General features: G+C 38.8%; 19 protein-coding genes. 8 read left to right on the plus strand and 11 right to left on the minus strand.

All coding sequences use genetic code 11. The annotated features are described in order from the left end of the window. Nucleotides 1–16 precede the first annotated feature (16 nt). From fba to GQR39_RS17925, 4 genes are all read left to right on the plus strand, one after another. A complete protein-coding gene (fba, locus tag GQR39_RS17910) occupies nt 17–1,081 on the plus strand; it encodes a class II fructose-bisphosphate aldolase (protein ID WP_007587174.1) in 1,065 nt (354 codons plus the stop codon). Nucleotides 1,082–2,072: 991 nt separating this feature from the next. Next, nucleotides 2,073–2,762, plus strand: coding sequence for a phosphate regulon transcriptional regulator PhoB (phoB, locus tag GQR39_RS17915; RefSeq protein ID WP_006791869.1), 690 nt, complete (start codon nt 2,073–2,075; stop codon nt 2,760–2,762). Between the two features lie 65 nt (nt 2,763–2,827). After that, nucleotides 2,828–4,135 carry a phosphate regulon sensor histidine kinase PhoR gene (phoR, locus tag GQR39_RS17920; RefSeq protein WP_024608321.1) on the plus strand — a complete coding sequence of 436 codons (1,308 nt, stop codon included), beginning with the start codon at nt 2,828–2,830 and terminating at the stop codon, nt 4,133–4,135. Nucleotides 4,136–4,250: 115 nt separating this feature from the next. After that, nucleotides 4,251–5,219: a phosphate ABC transporter substrate-binding protein PstS family protein gene (locus GQR39_RS17925; protein ID WP_010554592.1), complete on the plus strand. Its 969-nt coding sequence runs from the start codon at nt 4,251–4,253 to the stop codon at nt 5,217–5,219. Nucleotides 5,220–5,452: 233 nt separating this feature from the next. Here GQR39_RS17925 and GQR39_RS17930 read toward each other — a convergent pair whose 3' ends face one another. From GQR39_RS17930 to sfsA, 8 genes are all read right to left on the minus strand, one after another. Continuing rightward, a complete protein-coding gene (locus GQR39_RS17930) occupies nt 5,453–5,689 on the minus strand; it encodes a hypothetical protein (RefSeq protein WP_165722050.1) in 237 nt (78 codons plus the stop codon). A gap of 33 nt (nt 5,690–5,722) precedes the next feature. Beyond that, the gene (gene panC, locus GQR39_RS17935) at nt 5,723–6,571 is read right to left on the minus strand and encodes a pantoate--beta-alanine ligase (RefSeq protein WP_007587167.1); all 849 of its coding nucleotides are present in this window, start codon (nt 6,569–6,571) and stop codon (nt 5,723–5,725) included. After that, nucleotides 6,571–7,365 carry a 3-methyl-2-oxobutanoate hydroxymethyltransferase gene (gene panB, locus GQR39_RS17940; protein ID WP_007587166.1) on the minus strand — a complete coding sequence of 265 codons (795 nt, stop codon included), beginning with the start codon at nt 7,363–7,365 and terminating at the stop codon, nt 6,571–6,573. The genes panC and panB overlap by 1 nt, the downstream gene beginning before the upstream one ends. 30 nt (nt 7,366–7,395) lie before the next feature. After that, nucleotides 7,396–7,881, minus strand: a complete 486-nt coding sequence (gene folK / locus GQR39_RS17945) for a 2-amino-4-hydroxy-6-hydroxymethyldihydropteridine diphosphokinase (protein WP_165736259.1) — start codon at nt 7,879–7,881, stop codon at nt 7,396–7,398. A 4-nt stretch (nt 7,882–7,885) separates the two neighbouring features. Continuing rightward, nucleotides 7,886–9,367: a polynucleotide adenylyltransferase PcnB gene (gene pcnB / locus GQR39_RS17950; RefSeq protein ID WP_206007896.1), complete on the minus strand. Its 1,482-nt coding sequence runs from the start codon at nt 9,365–9,367 to the stop codon at nt 7,886–7,888. Between the two features lie 78 nt (nt 9,368–9,445). Beyond that, a complete protein-coding gene (gluQRS, locus tag GQR39_RS17955; protein ID WP_165722049.1) occupies nt 9,446–10,390 on the minus strand; it encodes a tRNA glutamyl-Q(34) synthetase GluQRS in 945 nt (314 codons plus the stop codon). Nucleotides 10,391–10,410: 20 nt separating this feature from the next. Next, nucleotides 10,411–10,854, minus strand: a complete 444-nt coding sequence (gene dksA, locus GQR39_RS17960) for an RNA polymerase-binding protein DksA (RefSeq protein ID WP_002962671.1) — start codon at nt 10,852–10,854, stop codon at nt 10,411–10,413. A gap of 316 nt (nt 10,855–11,170) precedes the next feature. Next, on the minus strand, nt 11,171–11,890 hold the full coding sequence (gene sfsA, locus GQR39_RS17965; protein ID WP_165736260.1) for a DNA/RNA nuclease SfsA: 720 nt from the start codon (nt 11,888–11,890) through the stop codon (nt 11,171–11,173). Between the two features lie 123 nt (nt 11,891–12,013). Here sfsA and pepB point away from each other — a divergent pair, with 123 nt between their 5' ends. Both pepB and GQR39_RS17975 read left to right on the plus strand, forming a co-directional pair. Beyond that, nucleotides 12,014–13,309 carry an aminopeptidase PepB gene (gene pepB / locus GQR39_RS17970; RefSeq protein ID WP_024589754.1) on the plus strand — a complete coding sequence of 432 codons (1,296 nt, stop codon included), beginning with the start codon at nt 12,014–12,016 and terminating at the stop codon, nt 13,307–13,309. Nucleotides 13,310–13,493: 184 nt separating this feature from the next. Continuing rightward, entirely contained in the window at nt 13,494–14,060 is a 567-nt protein-coding gene (locus GQR39_RS17975; RefSeq protein WP_007377478.1) for a phosphoribosyltransferase family protein, read from the plus strand. 48 nt (nt 14,061–14,108) lie between these two features. Here GQR39_RS17975 and GQR39_RS17980 read toward each other — a convergent pair whose 3' ends face one another. Further along, the gene (locus GQR39_RS17980; protein ID WP_002962665.1) at nt 14,109–14,765 is read right to left on the minus strand and encodes a Crp/Fnr family transcriptional regulator; all 657 of its coding nucleotides are present in this window, start codon (nt 14,763–14,765) and stop codon (nt 14,109–14,111) included. A 288-nt stretch (nt 14,766–15,053) separates the two neighbouring features. On the opposite strand from GQR39_RS17980, the gene GQR39_RS17985 reads away from it, so the two are divergent. Further along, nucleotides 15,054–15,290, plus strand: coding sequence for a YgjV family protein (locus GQR39_RS17985; RefSeq protein ID WP_002962663.1), 237 nt, complete (start codon nt 15,054–15,056; stop codon nt 15,288–15,290). 353 nt (nt 15,291–15,643) lie between these two features. Here the strand turns inward: GQR39_RS17985 and rdgC are convergent, their stop codons facing one another. Both rdgC and GQR39_RS17995 read right to left on the minus strand, forming a co-directional pair. Continuing rightward, entirely contained in the window at nt 15,644–16,561 is a 918-nt protein-coding gene (gene rdgC, locus GQR39_RS17990) for a recombination-associated protein RdgC (protein ID WP_007587156.1), read from the minus strand. A 364-nt stretch (nt 16,562–16,925) separates the two neighbouring features. Continuing rightward, nucleotides 16,926–18,695, minus strand: a complete 1,770-nt coding sequence (locus tag GQR39_RS17995; protein WP_024593692.1) for an ATP-binding protein — start codon at nt 18,693–18,695, stop codon at nt 16,926–16,928. Nucleotides 18,696–19,061: 366 nt separating this feature from the next. Here GQR39_RS17995 and GQR39_RS18000 point away from each other — a divergent pair, with 366 nt between their 5' ends. After that, entirely contained in the window at nt 19,062–19,430 is a 369-nt protein-coding gene (locus tag GQR39_RS18000) for a response regulator (RefSeq protein WP_024589756.1), read from the plus strand. Nucleotides 19,431–19,628 lie beyond the last annotated feature (198 nt).

A 19,628-nucleotide genomic window follows, 5' to 3' on the forward strand; every position in this document is an offset into this window, starting at 1 on the left:
AATTGGAGAATACCCAATGGCTTTAATCAGTATGCGACAACTTTTAGATCATGCAGCAGAGCATGGTTACGGCGTACCTGCTTTTAACGTTAACAATCAAGAGCAAATGCGCGCAATAATGGAAGCGGCTGACAAAACAAACAGCCCAGTAATCGTTCAGGGATCAGCTGGCGCACGTGCTTATGCTGGTGCTCCATTTATTCGTCATATGATTTTAGCAGCCGTTGAAGAATGGCCACATATCCCCGTTGTTATGCACCAAGATCACGGCACATCGCCAGGTGTATGTCAGCGTTCAATTCAGCTTGGTTTTTCATCAGTAATGATGGATGGCTCGTTAATGAGCGACGGCAAAACTCCTTCAAGCTACGAATACAATGTAGAAGTAACGCGCGAAACTGTTGCTATGGCTCATGCTTGTGGCGTATCGGTTGAAGGCGAGCTAGGTGTACTTGGTTCACTGGAAACCGGTGAAGCTGGCGAAGAAGATGGTGTTGGCGCAGAAGGGTTACTAACCACTGAGCAAATGCTAACAGACCCTGAAGAAGCGGCTGACTTTGTAAATAAAACACATGTTGATGCACTTGCAATTGCCTGTGGTACTTCACACGGTGCTTATAAATTCACTCGCCCACCAACAGATGACATTTTAGCGATTGACCGCATTAAAGCGATTCATGCACGTATTCCTAACACGCATTTAGTGATGCATGGTTCATCTTCAGTTCCTCAAGAATGGTTAGAAATTATTAATCAGTATGGTGGCGAAATTCCAGAAACTTATGGTGTGCCAGTTGAACAGATTGTTGAAGGCATTAAGTTTGGTGTTCGTAAGGTAAATATTGATACCGATTTACGTTTAGCATCTACCGGTGCAATTCGCCGTCATATGGCGTTAAACCCATCTAACTTCGATCCACGTAAATACCTAGCTGAGGCAACTAAAGCAATGACAGAGATTTGTGTTGCACGCTATAACTCGTTTGGCACTTCTGGTCAGGCTAGTAAAATTAAGCCAATTTCACTTGATGAAATGCACCTTAAATACTTAAGCGGCGAGCTAGACCCTAAAATTAGATAATAGATCAATTTATAATTGATCGTTATTAGGGCCTGTTTATCTTTCGAGGTTAAATTTGCAGCAGTATGTTTGGTATTTAGGCAAGGCAGAGCCTATGCAGTGTGGTTATTCCCCATAAATAGGCGATAACGTGGAATAAATGCCAAACATGCGCTGCCCGAAGGGTTCTGCCTAGGGGCAATTTACTCTTTGTTGCTCGGTTTTTACTTAGCCCGCTAGGTTACAAACCTCACGCCGCGATTAAATCGCCCCTAGATTGAACAAATTTTAATCCTGAAAGGTCAACAGGCCCTAAGCCAGTAACTTTGTTGCTGGCTTTTTTAATGTCAGCCTTTTTATATTGCAGGTTACGGCCTCTATTGATCAGATCGCTGTACTATCAACGCCGTACTTTGGGATCACGCATTTACTAACATAGCCTTTTCGGATCATTACTTTACTAAGCCAAATACACTTTTTCGCTATTTTAGGCTCTGAGATAATTTGATCGTTATTTATTTGTATAAACAATCAACAACTTATGGCTTTGACTAGGTACAACTCTGATCTGAGAGTGGATCGGCTTGGTAAAAATCTGATCCTTTATTTGGGGCTTAGTAAAATTTAGATCTATTTTTAAACGTATTGATTGTTACACAGGCGGGTTTATTAATTTTAAAATGGCTTTAAAGTTACTTTTAAACGATCGATCTGTAAAAAAGTCTTGGTTAGTAAAACAATGATCCCAGTTAATTTTGTATTATTTAATGATTCAACTAGCGACAAAAAGCAGATAATTTCAAAAATTAGCTATTTTATAAATTTATCGTAAATCTCTTTTTATTACGTTAAATATTAAAAAGGTTTTAAAAATATGACGTTAATGAGGTTTTTTGTCACTAATTTGTGTTTTTTTTACCATCATTTTAATTTACACGTTACACTTTCATAAAAATGTCATACTTAGTCATAATAATGAAAACTAATTCGATAGCGTAAGAGATAAATTGGAATGTCACGTAAAGTACTAGTCGTAGATGACGAAGCTCCTATCAGGGAGATGTTGGTTTTTGTTTTAGAGCAAAATGGATTTCAAGCAATTGAAGCAGAAGATTACGACTCTGCTATTGCAGCTATGGTTGAACCTTACCCAGATATGGTTTTACTTGATTGGATGTTACCAGGTGGAAGCGGTATTCAAATTGCTAAAAAGTTTAAGCAAAACGAACACACCCGCCAAATCCCAATTATTATGCTTACAGCCCGTGGCGAAGAAGAAGACAAAGTACGCGGTCTTGAAGTAGGTGCTGACGATTACGTAACTAAGCCGTTTTCTCCTAAAGAGCTTATGGCGCGTATTAAAGCGGTTATTCGCCGTGTATCGCCAACCTCATTAGAAGAAGCTATTGAAGTACATGGCCTGCGTTTAGACCCTATTTCGCATCGTGTTACCTCAGAAGGTAACGAGCTTGATATGGGGCCAACCGAATTTAGATTACTGCACTTTTTTATGACTCACCCAGAGCGTGTTTATAGCCGTGAACAACTGCTTGATCATGTATGGGGAACTAATGTTTACGTAGAAGATCGCACGGTTGATGTGCACATTCGTCGTCTGCGTAAAGCAATTGGCCCACTTGGACATGACCGTTTGGTGCAAACTGTACGTGGTGCTGGATATCGTTTTTCAAGTAAGCTGTGATCAGCTTAAAGCTTAGCTAATGTATGAAATACGCATGTATTACTACTCTAAGGTAAAGTGAGTGTATGTATCGAGTTGTTAATAAGCAGGCGTTAGTAAAGCGCCTGTTTATCTATTTTTTACCCTTACTATTAATTGGTGTGCTGGTTGGCGCGCCATTTTTGCTTTTATTTTTAGGATCTTTTTCCCTCCTTATTTGGCACTACCATCAACTTTATCGTTTGAGCGATTGGCTACTTAATCAACGTAGCTTTAATCCACCTGAGGGCGAGGGTGCATGGGAGCAAGTGTTTGAAGGTATTTATCATCTACAGCACCGTAATCGTAAAAAACGTAATGAGCTTGCTGATTTAATTCGTCGCTTTCGCGATGGAGCTGAAGCAGTACCTGATGCGGTAGTGGTACTGCAAAACGATTTAAGTATTGTGTGGTGTAATCAATTAGCCCTTAAAGTGCTTGGTTTGCAGTGGCCAACCGATCATGGTCAGCGTCTTGATAATTTAATTCGCGAACCTAAGTTTGCTAAATACATGCACAAAGGTGAATTTGACGACGCGCTTGAGCTGGATAACGGCCATAGCATTGAGCAAGTACTAGAATTTAGGGTAATGCCTTATGCAAGCACGCAACTTATGGTTGTTGTGCGTGATGTAACGCGCTTAAAACAGCTAGAACAGATGCGTAAAGACTTTGTAGCCAATGTGTCACACGAACTACGTACACCGCTTACAGTGGTTACTGGCTATCTTGAGATGATGGATGGCGACATGATGCCGCCGCCAGCAATGTGGAACAAAGCGCAAAATACTATGCTTGAACAATGCAAGCGCATGGATAGCTTAGTCAGCCAATTATTATCGCTTTCGCGTATTGAAGGTGCACGGCGCCAAGACAACGATAAAGCTATAAATGTGCCGCAATTACTTGGTTATATTCACACTGAGGCAAACTCAATTAATCAAGACAAAGGCCATGAGCTTATTTTTAATATTGATAAAACCCTCGATATTAAAGGCTCTGAGGATGAACTGCGTAGTGCGTTTTCTAATTTAGTATTTAACGCCATTCATTACACTAAACCCGGTGGCAAAGTGGAAGTATGTTGGCAGCGCAAAAACAATAAAGCGTGTTTTAGTGTTACCGATAATGGTGATGGTATTGCGCCAGAGCATATTAACCGTTTAACTGAGCGTTTTTATCGTGTTGATAAAGCCCGCAGCAGAACAACAGGTGGCTCAGGTTTAGGGCTTGCGATTACAAAACATGTACTAACGCGCCACGATAGTAAATTAAATATTAGCAGTGAAGTTAACAAAGGTTCGTGTTTTTCTTTCGAATTTTCAATAGATAAGACAGTTTCGCTAGCTAAGTAATTAGGCTGAAAAGCAAAGTCATAAAAGTGTCATTTAAGAGTAATGTAACTGTCATGTACTCACTTTAGAGTGGGCAGCAGTTAGAAAATGGGACGAACAAACCGGAGAACCCTACATGAAATTTAAAAACTTAGTTGCCGCAATGGGTGTGGCTGTTACAACTTTCGTATCTGCACAAGCAGTTGCTTTAGATCAAGATATTCCTGAGTATCAAAAAATTAGTGGTGTTTCAGGTAACTTCTCATCAGTAGGTTCTGACACTTTAGCCAACATGATGACGTTCTGGGCTGAAGAGTACAAACGTATTTACCCAAATGTAAATATTCAAATTCAAGCGGCAGGTTCTTCTACTGCGCCACCGGCACTTACCGAAGGTACAGCTAACCTAGGTCCAATGAGCCGTAAAATGAAATCAAAAGAAATCGAAGCGTTCGAAAAACGTTACGGTTATAAGCCAACAGAAGTTCGCGTAGCTATTGATGCACTTGCTGTATTTGTACATAAAGATAACCCAATTGAAGGTCTTCGTATTGACCAAGTAGATGCTATTTTTTCATCTACTCGTAAATGTGGCGCACCAGAGCAAGTTAATCGTTGGAGCGATGTCGGCCTAACAGGTGATTGGGCTGCTAAAGACGTTCAGCTTTATGGACGTAACTCAGTGTCAGGTACTTATGGCTACTTTAAAAAGAAAGCACTGTGTAAAGGTGATTTCCGTAATAATGTAAATGAGCAACCTGGTTCTGCATCGGTAGTACAGTCAATTTCATCTTCATTAAATGCAATTGGTTACTCTGGTATTGGCTATAAAACATCGGGCGTGCGTACTGTGCCGCTTGCTAAAAAAGGCGATAACTTTGTTGATGCAACACTTGATAACGTTGCGCAAGGTAAATACCCGCTATCGCGCTTTTTATATGTTTATGTGAATAAACACCCGAATAAGCCACTATCACCTATGGAAGAACAATTTTTAAGAATGGTACTTTCAAAAGATGGTCAGCAAATTGTAGAAAAAGATGGTTATGTACCACTTTCTGCAAAGCTAGTAAAAACAGAACTTAAAAAGCTTGGTTTGAACTAATACCAATTGCATTAAATTAGTGAGTTATTATAGCGATAAGAAAATAGCGCAATAACAAGGCTAAAATTATGATACATAGTTGTTCTATATAAATAATTTTTAACGTAGTTAGTGAGTTATTTAATACGCTAGAATGGTCATGTTTTTAATAAAATTGGTATGATAAACCATAGGCAATAAAAAACCGCTCACTGAGCGGTTTTTTTGTGCCTAAAACTAAAAATTTTAAGGAATTAAATATTACCTAATTTTTCGGCTTGTACTTTACATTGATTATAGCTCTCAACACATTTTCCAGAGCATACTTGTTGCTTTAAGCCCTCAGCAGTTGTTTGCTGCTCACATGTACTTTCGCATTGGTAATTTTGTTGAGCACACTGATTCATTTCAGGGTTTTCAACTTGGTTTTGGCAACCTACTAATAGTGCAAAAGTAAGGGCGACTACGCTTGTTTTTATTAAAGTGTGCATGCTTCTTATCCTTAAAATGGAGTCGCAATAATATTAAATTTCGACTTGAATATTGTCGATCAATCTAACACCACCAAAATAGGCTGCGGCTAAAATAACAAATTGAGTATCTTCGATTGTAGCAGTTTTTAATGTATCTCGTTGAGCAATCTCAAAATAGTCTGGCTTTAGGCCAGCTTGCTCTAAGCTCTGTTTAGCTAAGCTTTCAAGTTTTACGAAGTCTTTTTCGCCGCTTTTAAGTTGCTCAGCGCATGTATTAAGTGCTTTAAATAATACGGTTGCAGTCGCTTTTTGCTCATCAGATAAGTAACCATTACGCGAGCTCATAGCAAGGCCAGAAACTTCTCGCATTGTAGGTACACCAATAACTTCGACCGGAATTGATAGGTCGCGCGCCATGGTTTTAATTACTTGCAGTTGCTGAAAATCCTTTTCACCAAAGCAGGCGTAATCGGGTTGTACAAGATTAAATAATTTTGTAACTACCGTGGCAACACCTCTAAAGTGACCAGGGCGTGAGCCACCACAGTAACCTAATGAAATATCAGGCACATCTACAAAGCTCTGTGCGCCAAGTCCATTTGGATAAATTGTCTCTACACTTGGGGTAAATACAATATCAGTGCCTAGTTCTGCAAGGCCTTGTTTATCTTCGTTTAGTGTACGAGGATAGTTATCTAAATCTTCGTTAGCACCAAATTGCATTGGGTTAACAAAAATACTCACAACGACTTTATCGGCTAAGTTTTTTGCTTTTTCTACTAGCGAAAAATGCCCACGGTGCAAGTTGCCCATTGTTGGCACAAGTGCCACGCTAAGACCCGCTTGGCGCCATGCTTTAATTTGACTACGTAACGATCTGATTTCAGTAATTGACTGCATTATTTAAACTCGTGTTCAGCGCTTGGAAACGCGCCATTTTTAACGTCTGTACAATACTTTTGAACGGCTGCAGGCATATTGCCTGTTTCGAGCAAAAAGTTTTTAGAAAATTTAGGAATGTAACCTGCTGAAATACCAACAAGGTCATGCATTACCAGTATTTGGCCGTCAGTTAAACTGCCCGCACCAATACCAATTGTTGGGATGCTTAGGGCGTCTGTAATGCGTTTTGCCAATGCACTTGGAATACATTCAAGTACTAATAATTGTGCGCCAGCAGCTTCAAGTGCTTTCGCGTCATCAATCATTTTTTGTGCTTTGTCTTCTTCGCGACCTTGTATTTTAAAGCCACCAAATACATGTACTGACTGTGGTGTAAGGCCTAAATGCCCGCAAACTGGAATACCTTGTTGAGTAAGCGTTTTAATGCTCTCGTAAAGCCATTCTCCGCCTTCAAGTTTAATCATGTTTGCGCCAGCGCGCATAAGCTCAGCTGCATTTTTACAAGTATCACTTACGCTTGAGTAGGTCATAAAAGGTAAGTCAGCAATTACAAATAATTCGCGGCTACCAGCGCGTACACAGCGGGTATGATATGCAATATCTTGATTGGTTACGCCAAGGGTGTCATCGCCGCCTTGTAGTACCATGCCCAAAGAGTCGCCCACTAAAATAACTTCAACGCCGTTATCATGAAATAACTTTGCAAAACTAGCGTCGTAGGCTGTCAATGCAGTAATTTTGTTATTTTCTGCTTTCATTTTATTTAAAGTAGAAACGGTTATTTTAGACATAATATCCTCGCAGGCAAAAGCCTAGGTTAATTACAGAGGTAATTGTTGTAAGTCGTTGAGCGGTAAATTATTTGCAATGGTTTTTAATGCAATGCCGCTAGGTAAAATAAGTTCAGGTGCAAGCTCTAATAGTGGATAAACCACAAACTCGCGATTATTCAAACCATAATGAGGCACAGTTAAGCGCACCGTATTTATAATTTGATCATCAAATAATAGAGTATCTATATCAAGAGTGCGTGGACCCCAACGCTCAGCCTTTCTTACTCGACCATGCTCAAGTTCAATGCTTTGTGTTAAATCAAGTAATTGCTCTGGCTCAAGGGTCGTTTTAATGCACGCTACTGCATTGATATAGTCTGGTTGATCTTGTGGGCCCATAGGCTTACTTGCATAGTAATGCGATACGTTTATAAATTCACAATTAGGCAGCTTTTTAAGCGCGATTACCGCGTTATCAAGCTGCTCTTTTGGTGAGTTTAGGTTGGCACCTAAACCCAAATAAACACAGTGCATGTTATTACTCAGCTGGCTTTTTAGTAGGTCGACGGCGCTTTCGCGGCTTAGGACCACCTTGGTGGCCTAAGTTTTTAACCATCTCTTTTTGGCCGTTTATATCTTGGCTTAAGTATTGTGTCCACCACTGGGCAAGCTCAGTATGCTGTGTTTCGCCCGCGTCTACGCGTAAGAGTAAAAAGTCGTAGGCGGCTTTAAAGCGAGGTTGCTGCGTTAGTCTGTAAGCACGTTGGCCTGCGCGTTTATCCAAACGATGCTGAATATGCCAAATATCGCGAGCACCTAAAGTAAAGCGTTTAGGAACCGCAATGTGTTGTGAGTTATCGCTTAGTACTTTATTCATTGCTTGTGCGAAAGCATCGTATTCTGCAAGTTGCTCTTGGCTTTGAATCTTTTTAGTACGTTCAAGCAGCGGGAACCAAAGTAGTGCGGCAAAAATAAACGCTGGTGTTACTTTTTTATCGGCATTAATACGTTTGTCGGTATTTTGAAACATTTGCTGAATAAGCGTGTGTTCTAAGCCACTTGGGTTTTTATCTAAGATTTTATCAAGCTCAGGAAACAGTGAGCGGAATAAGCCGTATTTACGCAGCATTAAAAAGTTAGCTTCGGCCTTGCCATTTAAAAACAGCTTAAGAATTTCTTCAAATAAACGTGCTGGCGGAATGTTATCAAGCAAACTTGCAAGCTCACTAATTGGCTTTTCACTTTTAGGCGCAATGCTCATATCAAGTTTAGTAGCAAAGCGAACTGCACGTAACATACGAACAGGGTCTTCGCGGTAACGCGTTTCAGGGTCGCCGATTAGCTCAATTTGTTTAGCTTTAATTGCCGCTAAGCCGTTGGCGTAATCGTGAATACTAAAATCTTTGATTGAGTAATAAAGTGCATTGATTGAAAAGTCGCGGCGTTCTGCATCTTCTTCAATACTGCCAAATACGTTGTCACGTAGTAATTGGCCTTCATCGCTTGATTGGCTTATTTGATTTTTGTCTTCTTGCGCTTCGTGGTGGCCACGCATAGTCGCCACTTCAATAATTTCACGGCCAAATACAATATGTGCTAAACGAAAGCGACGACCAATAAGGCGACAGTTTCTAAATAGTTTTTTTACTTGATCTGGCGTGGCATTAGTAACTACGTCAAAATCTTTTGGCTGTTGGCCTAACAATATATCGCGAATACAACCACCAACAAGGTAGGCATCGTAGCCACCGTCTTTTAAGCGGTATAATACTTTGATTGCATTTGGGCTAAATTGTTTGCGAGAAATACCATGCTCACCACGAGTGACAACAATAGGTTCACTGCTTACAGAAGCGCTTTGTGCACTTGTATTCGGGCCGATTATTTGTCGGCAAAATTGAAAAAGCTTGGAAATAATAGTCTGTCTCCTAGAAGGTGTGATTGACTCTGCATCGCAATCAAAAGTTACAGCAAATGGGGCGGTTATAGCCCAGTACAAGCTGTTTGACGTAATTAGCATATATTTAGGCGGCTATCATATACCAGCAGGGTTTAAAAATTAAGTTGATGTGTTGAAATTAAGCCGTTTTTAGCTATTTTATTTACTTAAATGTGTAAATTGGACTTTCTGACTACGTGGATGCTGAGAAATTTGTATTTCGGATACTTGTGGTACCTGTTTTAAGCTAAAGTTTTTAATTCCCCAAGCGATTAATTGTTCAATATTTAAATCGATTAAATCAGCTATAACAGGCAATCCTAAAAATTCAAATGCACTAATTAAAGCAGGCTTTGGATTTTGTTTGCTAATGGCAGGAGCATAATTTTGTTTAGACAATTTGAAACCAGGCTTGGCAACCGCTAAAGGTAAATGAGCAAATTCAGGCACAGGGCTATCGAGTTGTTTAAACAAACTAATTTGCCGAGCGGTTGGCTCAATTAAATCAGCACCTCTTACAATTCGATTAATCCCTTGATCAATATCATCGACGACCACAACAAGTTGATATGCAAATAAGTCATCGCTGCGTTTAATTAAGTAATCTTCATGGGAAAGGGCGCTATTTACCGTTATATCACCCTGAATTAAATCATTAAATTGAGTCGTTGGATGTTGCTGAACTAAGCGAAGCGCACCGCATTGAGTATTATGATTAAGTGCTTGGCAATGCCCCTGATAAATACCGCCAATAGCTTTTATTTGTTTGCGAGTACAGGTGCAACCATAAACAAGGTTTTGTTTTAAAAGTGAGTGGGTAATATCTTGGTATAAAGGCAGACGCTGCGTTTGATATACAACAGGTTCGTCCCAGTGAAGGGCGTAGGCATGTAAGGTATTAAGAATATCGGAGTCGGCGTTTTTAACCACGCGCGTAGTGTCAATGTCTTCTATACGAACTAACCAATCTCCTTGGTTAGCTTTTGCATCTAGATAACTACCCACAGCCGCTACAAGTGAGCCAAAATGTAATGGCCCAGAAGGAGACGGTGCAAAACGACCGCGATATTTACGCATAGGCGCAGTAACGGCTGTAGGAGACATAACTAATTAATAAGTATTAATTAGCCGCGTCCAGATTGCTTTTCTTTGATTTCTGCAAGTGTTTTGCAGTCTACGCATAAATCGGCAGTAGGACGTGCTTCTAAGCGACGTATGCCAATTTCGATGCCACAAGACTCACAAAAGCCAAAATCATCTTCTTTAATCAAATTAATTGTTTTTTCAATTTTTTTGATTAATTTACGTTCGCGGTCACGAGTACGAAGTTCTAAAGAGAACTCTTCTTCTTGTGCAGCGCGGTCAACTGGGTCAGGAAAGTTAGCAGCTTCGTCTTGCATGTGTGATTTAGTACGATCAACTTCGTTACGTAAGTCATTACGCCAAGTTTCTAAAATCGCTCTAAAATGAGCACGTTGTGCATCATTCATGTACTCTTCGCCTGGTTTTTCTTGGTATGGTTCTAAACCGGCTTGAGCCAATAAACCATGTTTCTTTTGGTCTGGCATAACTCTCTCCTAAATCCTTAATTTAATGCCTCAGCATTAGCCGGCGGTATAAATAACAGAATCTTATACCCTAGGCAAATTTATTTTTAATTAATCGAATTAGCTTCAACCATGCTTACTGAGTAAAAAGTGTATTAATAGTTTATTTACACTTTTAATTAATTCACATATTCGCTTTCTAAAACTTGCCTTGTTATGTGGGCAAAAGCTTTAAAAACAAGTTAATTTTTATAATTCACTTTGTATAACTTTTTTTAATTTGAGTACTTTGCTTATTTTGCAGATTACGCTTAGTTCAATCCCTTGGTTTAATACATTATTGTGCAAATACTATTTTTTTATGAAGTAAAACTTCATTAGCAGAAATAGTGGCTTTGTATGCTAATACTTCAACGCCGGCTATTATTGCTTGGCTTAATAGCGTGGCGTATTTTTTATCAATATGCGCAGCTGCACTCACGGTATTTATTCCTTCATGTAAAACAGCGAACAGTAATACTGCTCGGTGGCCTTGTTCGATCATTTCTATTAGTTCGCGGATATGTTTTTGTCCACGCAGTGTTTGCGCATCAGGAAAGTAGCCTTGCCCGCTTTGTGGTGCATCTTCGCTTAATAATGTGACTGATTTAACTTCTACGTAGCAATCAGGCTTATTTTCGTCTGTGAGTAAAAAGTCGATTCTGCTGTTTTCGCTGCCGTACTTTACTTCGCTTTGCAATTGACTGTAGTCGAGTAGCTCGCTTATCACATTATTGTTTATTGCTTCTTCTACTACTTTATTAGCCACCGCTGTATTTACACAAATAAGCTGCGATAGGTTATTTTGCGTAAGCTCTAATGAATGCGAGTATTTTCGTTTTGCGTTATCGCTTGTTGAATAAAAAGCAGCAAAACCAGGCTCTGCACATCCCGTCATTTTACCTGTATTAGCACAGTGGGCGGTAAATTCGCTGCCATCACTTAGTTGTAAATCAGCTAAAAAGCGTTTGTAGCGCTTTAATAAGGTGGCAGGTTGCAGAGTTGGCGTGTACTTCATGATAACTTCCAAAGCGTAAATACTGCACAGCAGTGTGGTTTATGTTATTTACCTCAAGCTGTTGGGAACTTAAGCGCTCTATAGTAAACTCGGTGGCACATTTAAGTGCAAGGGTATTCTAACATGAGTGAAAAATTTGTTGTTCAACTAAGCGAACAAGCAGCAGCGAGTCATTGGGGCGATAATGCGTCATTGTCTTTTAATGAGCGCGGTGCAACTGTTCATTTGTCTGAGCAAGAAACATTGAAAAATGTTCAAAAAGCTGGTCGTACTATTGCAATCCAAGGTATTAAAAACGTTGAATTAGCAGGTGATGCTTGGTGTACAGAAAGCCAGTGGGCTTTTTATCAAGGCTTTGTAACACCAAAATCGTTAAACGGTGTTGAGTTTGTTGATAACGCACAATCAGATATTAAAGAACTTGCTCACTTAAAAACGTCAGCAATTTGGGCACGTGAAATGGTTAACGGGACAGCCGATGACATTTACCCAGAGAGCCTAGCCGAAAAAGCAGCTGAGTTTATTCAATCATTAGCGCCTGAACACGTAAGTTACCAAATCATTAAAGGTGATGCGTTACTAGAACAACAGTGGATTGGTATTCATGCTGTTGGTCGCGGTAGTGTTCGCCCACCAGTATTGCTTGAGCTTGATTACAACCCAACAGGCGACGAAAATGCACCAGTAAGTGCAGCGCTTGTAGGTAAAGGTATTACGTTTGACTCAGGTGGTTACTCAATCAAATCAAGCGAAGGTATGCTTGGTATGAAGTGCGACATGGGCGGTGCTGCAACAGTAACTGCAGGTTTAGCATTGGCTATTAACCGTGGTATTGAAAAACGTATTAAACTGTTTTTATGTTGTGCTGAGAACTTAATTTCGGGTCATGCATACAAATTAGGTGACATTCTTACTTATAAAAATGGCACGACAGTTGAAATTGTAAACACCGATGCTGAAGGTCGCTTAGTACTTGCAGATGGCTTAATGGCCGCAGGTGAGACTGGCGCTCCACTTATTATTGATGCAGCAACACTAACTGGTGCAGCGCTTGTTGCTGTTGGCCAAGAGTACAATGCATTATTTGCACTTGATAAAGAACTTGTACGTGAAGTTGAGAGTTTTGCATCTCAAGAAATGGAAGCTGCTTGGCCACTTCCTCTTGAAAAATGGCATCAACAAAACTGCCCATCTCCTTATGCTGATACGGCGAATAGCCGTGCACAAAAAGGTGGCGGTTATGGCGGTGCATCGAATGCTGCAGGCTTTTTATCACGCTTTGTGCCAAACGATGGCAAAGGCTGGGTACACATAGATTTAGCGGCTGCATTTAACATGGGCAGTACAAGTCAATGGGCAGCGGGTGCAACAACTCAAGGTATGCGTACAGTTGCTCGTACTTTACAAGAAAAAGCATAATATTTACTAAATTACGCTTTTTACGCTAAAATATAGGCACCCTTGGGTGCCTATTTTTTAATTTACAGGCAAGCAATTTTATTTCATTTACGGTAAAATCAGTCGCCAATACCTGTTTGAGTTTAATTTTTGCTTAACTCTAAGCTGCGCTCAAATCTTATATCCACCACTGGGGTTTCTAATTATGTCAGATAAGTGCTACATCACAGCTCAACAGCTGCTTGAAGATTCGTTCCGCGTAGCGGCACAAGTATACCAAGATGGCTTTCGTCCTGATTTTATTATTGGTATTTGGCGAGGTGGTGCACCGATCGGTATTGCTGTTCAAGAATATTACGATTACAAAGGCATTGAGACTGATCACATTGCAGTACGTACATCGTCTTATTACGGTATTGGTAAACAGTCGAAAGAAATTAAAGTACACGGCTTACATTACATTGTAGAGAACGCAAATGCAGGTGATTCATTATTAATTGTTGATGATGTATTTGACTCAGGTCGTAGTATTGTTGCATTAAAAGAAAAGCTTTCAGAGCTTATGCGCTTAAACTTGCCACGTGATATTCGTATTGCATGCCCGTACTACAAGCCAAAAAACTCAAAAGTAGACACTGTTCCAGATTATTATATTCATGAATCTGAAGAGTGGTTAGTGTTTCCGCATGAACTATCGGGTTTAACACCGGATGAAATTATTGCTGGTAAATCTGATCTTGCGAAAATTCATGACATTTTGCTAGAGAAGTAATTAGTAATTTGCATAAATAAAAAAAGGCCGTTAAGGCCTTTTTTTATTTTAAAGCTGAGCAAAGCTATCTACGTATTCACTTAGTTTTGGTATATCGACTGCTTGCAAGCCATCGTTACTTCTAAGTACCAAGCCTTTTTCTACGAGTTCTGTAACAACACGTCTGTAAGCTCGCTCAGTGGTAGCAAAACGTTCGGCTTCAGCATTTACAGTTGGGTAGGCTCTAAGTAGCGTAGGGTTGTTGTTCTCGGCCCTTAGTAAGCAATCTTTAGCTATGTTATAGCTAAGTGGTAGTAATAACTTATCTAAATTGATTTTTTGGTTTTCCTGAAACTTAGCCGCAATAGTTTGTGCTGTGTATAAGCTTAGTTCTGGTTTTTCAAGCAGTAGAGCACGCCAATGCCTTAATTCAATAAGGTTATAAGTGACATCGCTAAAGCACGTTACCGTATATATACACGGATTATTATTTAGCGCTTCTATTTCACCAATAAGGGTGTTGTTACAATCCAATTGTCCTAACAGCAGGCGTCGTCCATTACCTACGTCGTAACTAAACGACACAGTGCCACTGCGTACAAGCACAAGCTTGCTTAAAGGCTGATCTTGATGGATCAGAACTTCTTTTTTTGATTGTTGATAGCTACTACCGGCAAAGGTTAAAAGCTGATCAACAAGGTAACTAGAAAAATGGTATTGAAACATCAATGTGCTCTTCGGACATTTGTCCTATTTATTACATCTTAATGACGATAGCATTAAGACACTAAGAATTTACGCTAACTTGCTACTAATATTATTAGCTTTGCTAAGAGTATTATTTTACCTTCATTTCCCGTGTAATGATTTAAGAATTTGCTGGTATTTTCCGGCAAACTTTTTCAGGTTTTTTAAGCAGGTTAGCTTTTTTATTTTGTTGTAACTTTGCAATACTTACAAGTGCCATAAGATAGCAGTACATGTAATGCTAACCTAAAGGCTAGGAGAGAACAATTGAGTTGGGAATATTTAGGTTATATTGCATCAGCTTTATTGGTTGCATCGTTAACAATGACAGATGTAGTAAAACTGCGTTGGTACAACATGTTTGGTTGTATTGTATTTACTGCATACGGTGTTGCCATTGGCGCAGTGCCTGTTATTTTTACCAACGGCTTATTGTCGCTTGTAAATTTATATCACATTATAAAAATATATCGCCAACCTAAAGTTGAAGACGCTAAAAGCTAAAATAAGTTATCTGCACAAAGTAAGTTAATGGTTTTAATTAAAATCAAAAATTTCAGCTTTTGTGCAGTCCAGCTTGAAGCGTATATAGATAATCTCATATCACTCTACATAACTTACCTCTGAACCATGCTGTATTCTCCTACTTAAAAGATGATTACCTTAGGTTTTAATACGTCGATCGTTAGCTAAATACTGTTCGCGGTTTAGATATAAATAAGTGCTTCTAAATTTCATAAAAAAATCCGATAGCAGTAAACTGCTATCGGATTTTTATCTGTTATACCAACCTACTTACATATGCTATTTAATTCATTAAATTGCTTAAATATTTATGCAGGTAGGCACTATGGTATTTACGCTTTTTCTAAATCTTCAACGTCACCTAAACCTGCAGTTAGCTCTTCAAGTAATTGCTTTATTTCTTCAGAAGCTAAAATAAAGTCAGCATCAAGTTTTAAAGCCATATCTTCTTTAGGAATATCTGCGTTTTCTTCTTTTAGAGTTTCAGAGTAGCTTAAACGTTTGATAGAGCCATCGTTTTGCAGCATAAACTTAAGACGCTCTTGCCAATCAAGTGCAAGTTTAGTTACGCGTTTACCACTTTCTAAATGCGATTTAACTTCATCACACGATAGATCATGACCTTTAAGCTTTACTTGTGCGCCGCTGTCGTCTGCTTCTTCAAGTTCAGCGTCTGAGCCAATAGCAAAACCTTCTGGTGTACTAAAGTTAGTTAACCAATCAGTTAAAAATACATCTAGGTCGTAGTTAGCAAACGCAGGTACAACCGGAAGCGTTCCCAACGATTTACGAAGTAGTGCTAGTAGCTCTTCTGCTTTATTAAAGCTGCCACTATTTACAACAACCCAACCGTTTTCTTGGTCAATAAAGGCAAATTGTAAGCTCGACTTTTTAAATGCTTGAGGTAGAAGAGTATGAAGAATGTTTTCTTTTAATTCGTCTTTTTCTTTCTTTTTAACTGGGCGGTTTTCTTCAGCTTCTATCAGATCAACTTTCTCAGCAACTAGTTCATTAATAACAGAAGCAGGGAGTACTTTTTCTTCGCGTTTAGCGCAAACTAGAATACTTTTTTGAGAAAAATGCGATAGCGTATCGCCATGTTTTCCAAACGCTTTTGTCCAACCAAATGTTGCAAGCTCTTGACCAGTACATGGGCGAAATAAATCTTGCTCTAATGCTTTATCAAAGTCTTCTTGAGTATATGAAACGTCTTGCTTAAAGCGGTAACAAATAAGGTTACTAAACCACATAGGGGAATTGATCCATTTGAAAAATTTGTACAATCATAGCAATAAAAACAGCATCTCGAAATGACTGATTTGTTACTAGGGCGTGTTGAACTTTATGGATTGAAATTTGTTCAATCTAGGGGCGATTAAATCGCGGCGCGAGGTTTGTAACCTAGTGGAATAAGTAAAAACCGAGCAACAAAGAGTTAATCGTCCCTAGAAAGAACCCAAAGGGCAGCGCATGTTTGGTATTTATGCTGCGTTGTCGCCTATTTATGGGGAATAACCACACTACATAGGCTCTGTCTTGCCTAAAAACCAAACATATTGCTGTAAATTCAACCACCAAAGAACAACACGCCCTAATAATTTAATGCATATACTTTTATTCATATTTATCAAAAATAGGCAGTGGCTTAGCCATGTTCTTCGGAAATTGAATATAGTAACGCAGACCTTTGCCCGGTTCACTCGTTGCATCAATAGAGCCACTAAGGGTTTGCTTGACCAAATTAAGCATTATATGGGTGCCTAATCCGCTACCGCCTTCATCGCGTTTGGTAGTAAAAAATGGGTCAAATAATTTTTTTAATTGCTCGTTAGTAACACCGTTACCGTCATCTTTGTAATCAATAGTTAAGTTGGTGTCATCAGCGCTTATTTTAATATCCATTACACCGTTGCTTTTACCTTCAAAGCCATGAATAAGTGAGTTCATAATTAGGTTAGTAAAAATTTGGCTTATAGCCCCAGCAGGTAGATTTAAAACTAAATCATCAGGACATTCTAATTTTATAGTATGGGATGTCTTTTTTAGTTTTGGGTGCAGTGAGCGTATTACTTCGTTAGTGTAATCTTTAAAGTTAATGGTTCTTACTGCTTCACTGGCTTGATCGACCGCTATTTGTTTAAAGCTAGCTATAAGCTCCGAAGCTCTATCTAAGTTAGTGGTTAGTAAGCTTGTGCTTTGTTTTGCTTCGTTAATGAATTCTTCTAGTGCTTTTGGCGAAAGTGTTTTTTCGGTATAAGCATTTTCGAGTTTATTTAAGCGTTCTTGTAAAAATGATATTGCCGTTACACCTATCCCAATAGGGGTGTTTATATCGTGTGTAATACCTGCTACAAGTCCGCCTAGCGCAGCCATTTTTTCTGTGCCTAGTAAACGTTCCTGTGCAAGGCTTAACTCTTCTATATAGCGCTGAGATTCAGTTTGCTTTGTAATTAACTCTAGCTCTGTGCTGCGGCGTAAGTCTACTTCTTCGGTGAGGACAATTTTTTGCTTTTCGAGTTCGTATTTTTGCTGCTGTAAATCCATCATTGCTTGGCTTAAATTGGATGTTTTACGGGCTACGTCTTGTTCAAGTTGTATGTTGTGTTGATCAAGCTTTTCGTTACTTATAATGAGTTCTTTTTGGGTGTGTTCAAGCTCTTTTCTATACTGAACCACTTTATCTATTAGTTTGTTAAATGACTGCTCCATCACTTTTAGTTCATTATGTTCTTCTGTTTCTATTTCTATATGTTGACCTTCTAGCTCGTCTAGTTCTAAATTTTCTAGTTGCTCAGTGAGTTCTGCTAAAGGGTCTGTAAGAAGTTTTCTAAATGCCATTAAAAATAAGATGATCAAAAAGGTGGTTTTAATCATCGCATTACCAATCAAAAAGTAGATTGATACCATAATGCGGCTAAAAACAACTTCTCGACTTGAGAATAAGGTAACGTCACCAACTTGAGTAGCACGACCTGAAAATTCAAAAATAAGTGGAAAGGTATAACCAAATAAACCCGATTTTGCGTCTTCTAAAATAACCTCTTCTTGTACTAACTGTTGGTTATATAGCTTGTGTATATCAAGAGATCGCCCTAGCTGTGAAATAATTTCGCCGCTGTCGTCTCGAACAATAATCCCTTCAATCATGGGAATGGCGAGTAAACCTTCTGCTGTTGTAATTGTTTGCTTGGTATTAAGCTCCCAAATTGCACGTGTTAAGCTGCGACTAAAGGTTTTTTGTAAGGTACTAAGTTCATCGCGAATATAGTCTTTAGTATTGACGTATTCAGCAAGCACTTGTCCACAGGTCACTACAAAGGTAAGCAAAAAATAGACGGATAAAACGCTAGTCAGTAGCTTCTTAGAAAGACTTTTTTGTAACATGAGTGACTTGTTTATCCTTTATTATTTTTGTAACGTTACGATAGTAATTTAAAAGTTAGTCAATAAACCTCTAAAAATAAATAAAAAAGTTAAAATTTAATAAGATAAATCCAAAAAGTGAGCGTGTAGTATCAAAGTATTTAAACCAAGGTATAAATTAATAAATTCGTTATCTGTTATGTATTGTAGGCTTAATTAGTATTTGCTTTGGTTAATTATATCTTAAACGGATTTATTCTATATTTATCATTGTATTAAATTATTAATGCGCTGAGTGCTTGGAGGCGTGTTAAAGTGTCTAAAATGCAATGGAAGGCATTAGTTTAATAACCTTTTAATAACTTTGATGGTTGTGTAGTAGTAAACATGATGAAATTTTCGATATTAGTCTGTGACGATTCTGCAGTTGCCCGTAAACAAGTCGTGCGGTGTTTAAATGAATGTATAGACGCTCAAATACAACAAGCTACAAATGGAGCGCACGCTCTAGAACTTTTACGAGCACAAAGCTTTGATTTATTGTGCTTAGATCTCACCATGCCCGAAGTTGATGGTATACAAGTACTCGAGACTATAAAAATAGAAAAAATAGAGTGCTTTGTTTTAGTTATTTCTGCCGATATACAAGAGAAAATGAAGCAACGAGTCGCACAACTTGGCGCAATAGACTTTATCGATAAACCTATCAATAAATCTAACTTAAACGAAATATTGCATAAATTTGGCATTCATTAGGTTTTTTCATGTTAAAAAAGGCTGTTTTATCTTTTAATTTAGGGTTGACAGCATAGCCTTTGTTAAGGCAGTCTTAACATATGAAAACAATTAATCGCGTACTGACCATTATTATTACAACCATCATTCTTACTGGATAGTGGCATAGGTCGGTGCAACAAATTTAAAGGCCTGTGTTCACTTAGAACACAGGCCTTT

It is taken from the genome of Pseudoalteromonas sp. C8, from assembly GCF_011378685.1.
GTDB lineage: Bacteria > Pseudomonadota > Gammaproteobacteria > Enterobacterales > Alteromonadaceae > Pseudoalteromonas > Pseudoalteromonas arctica.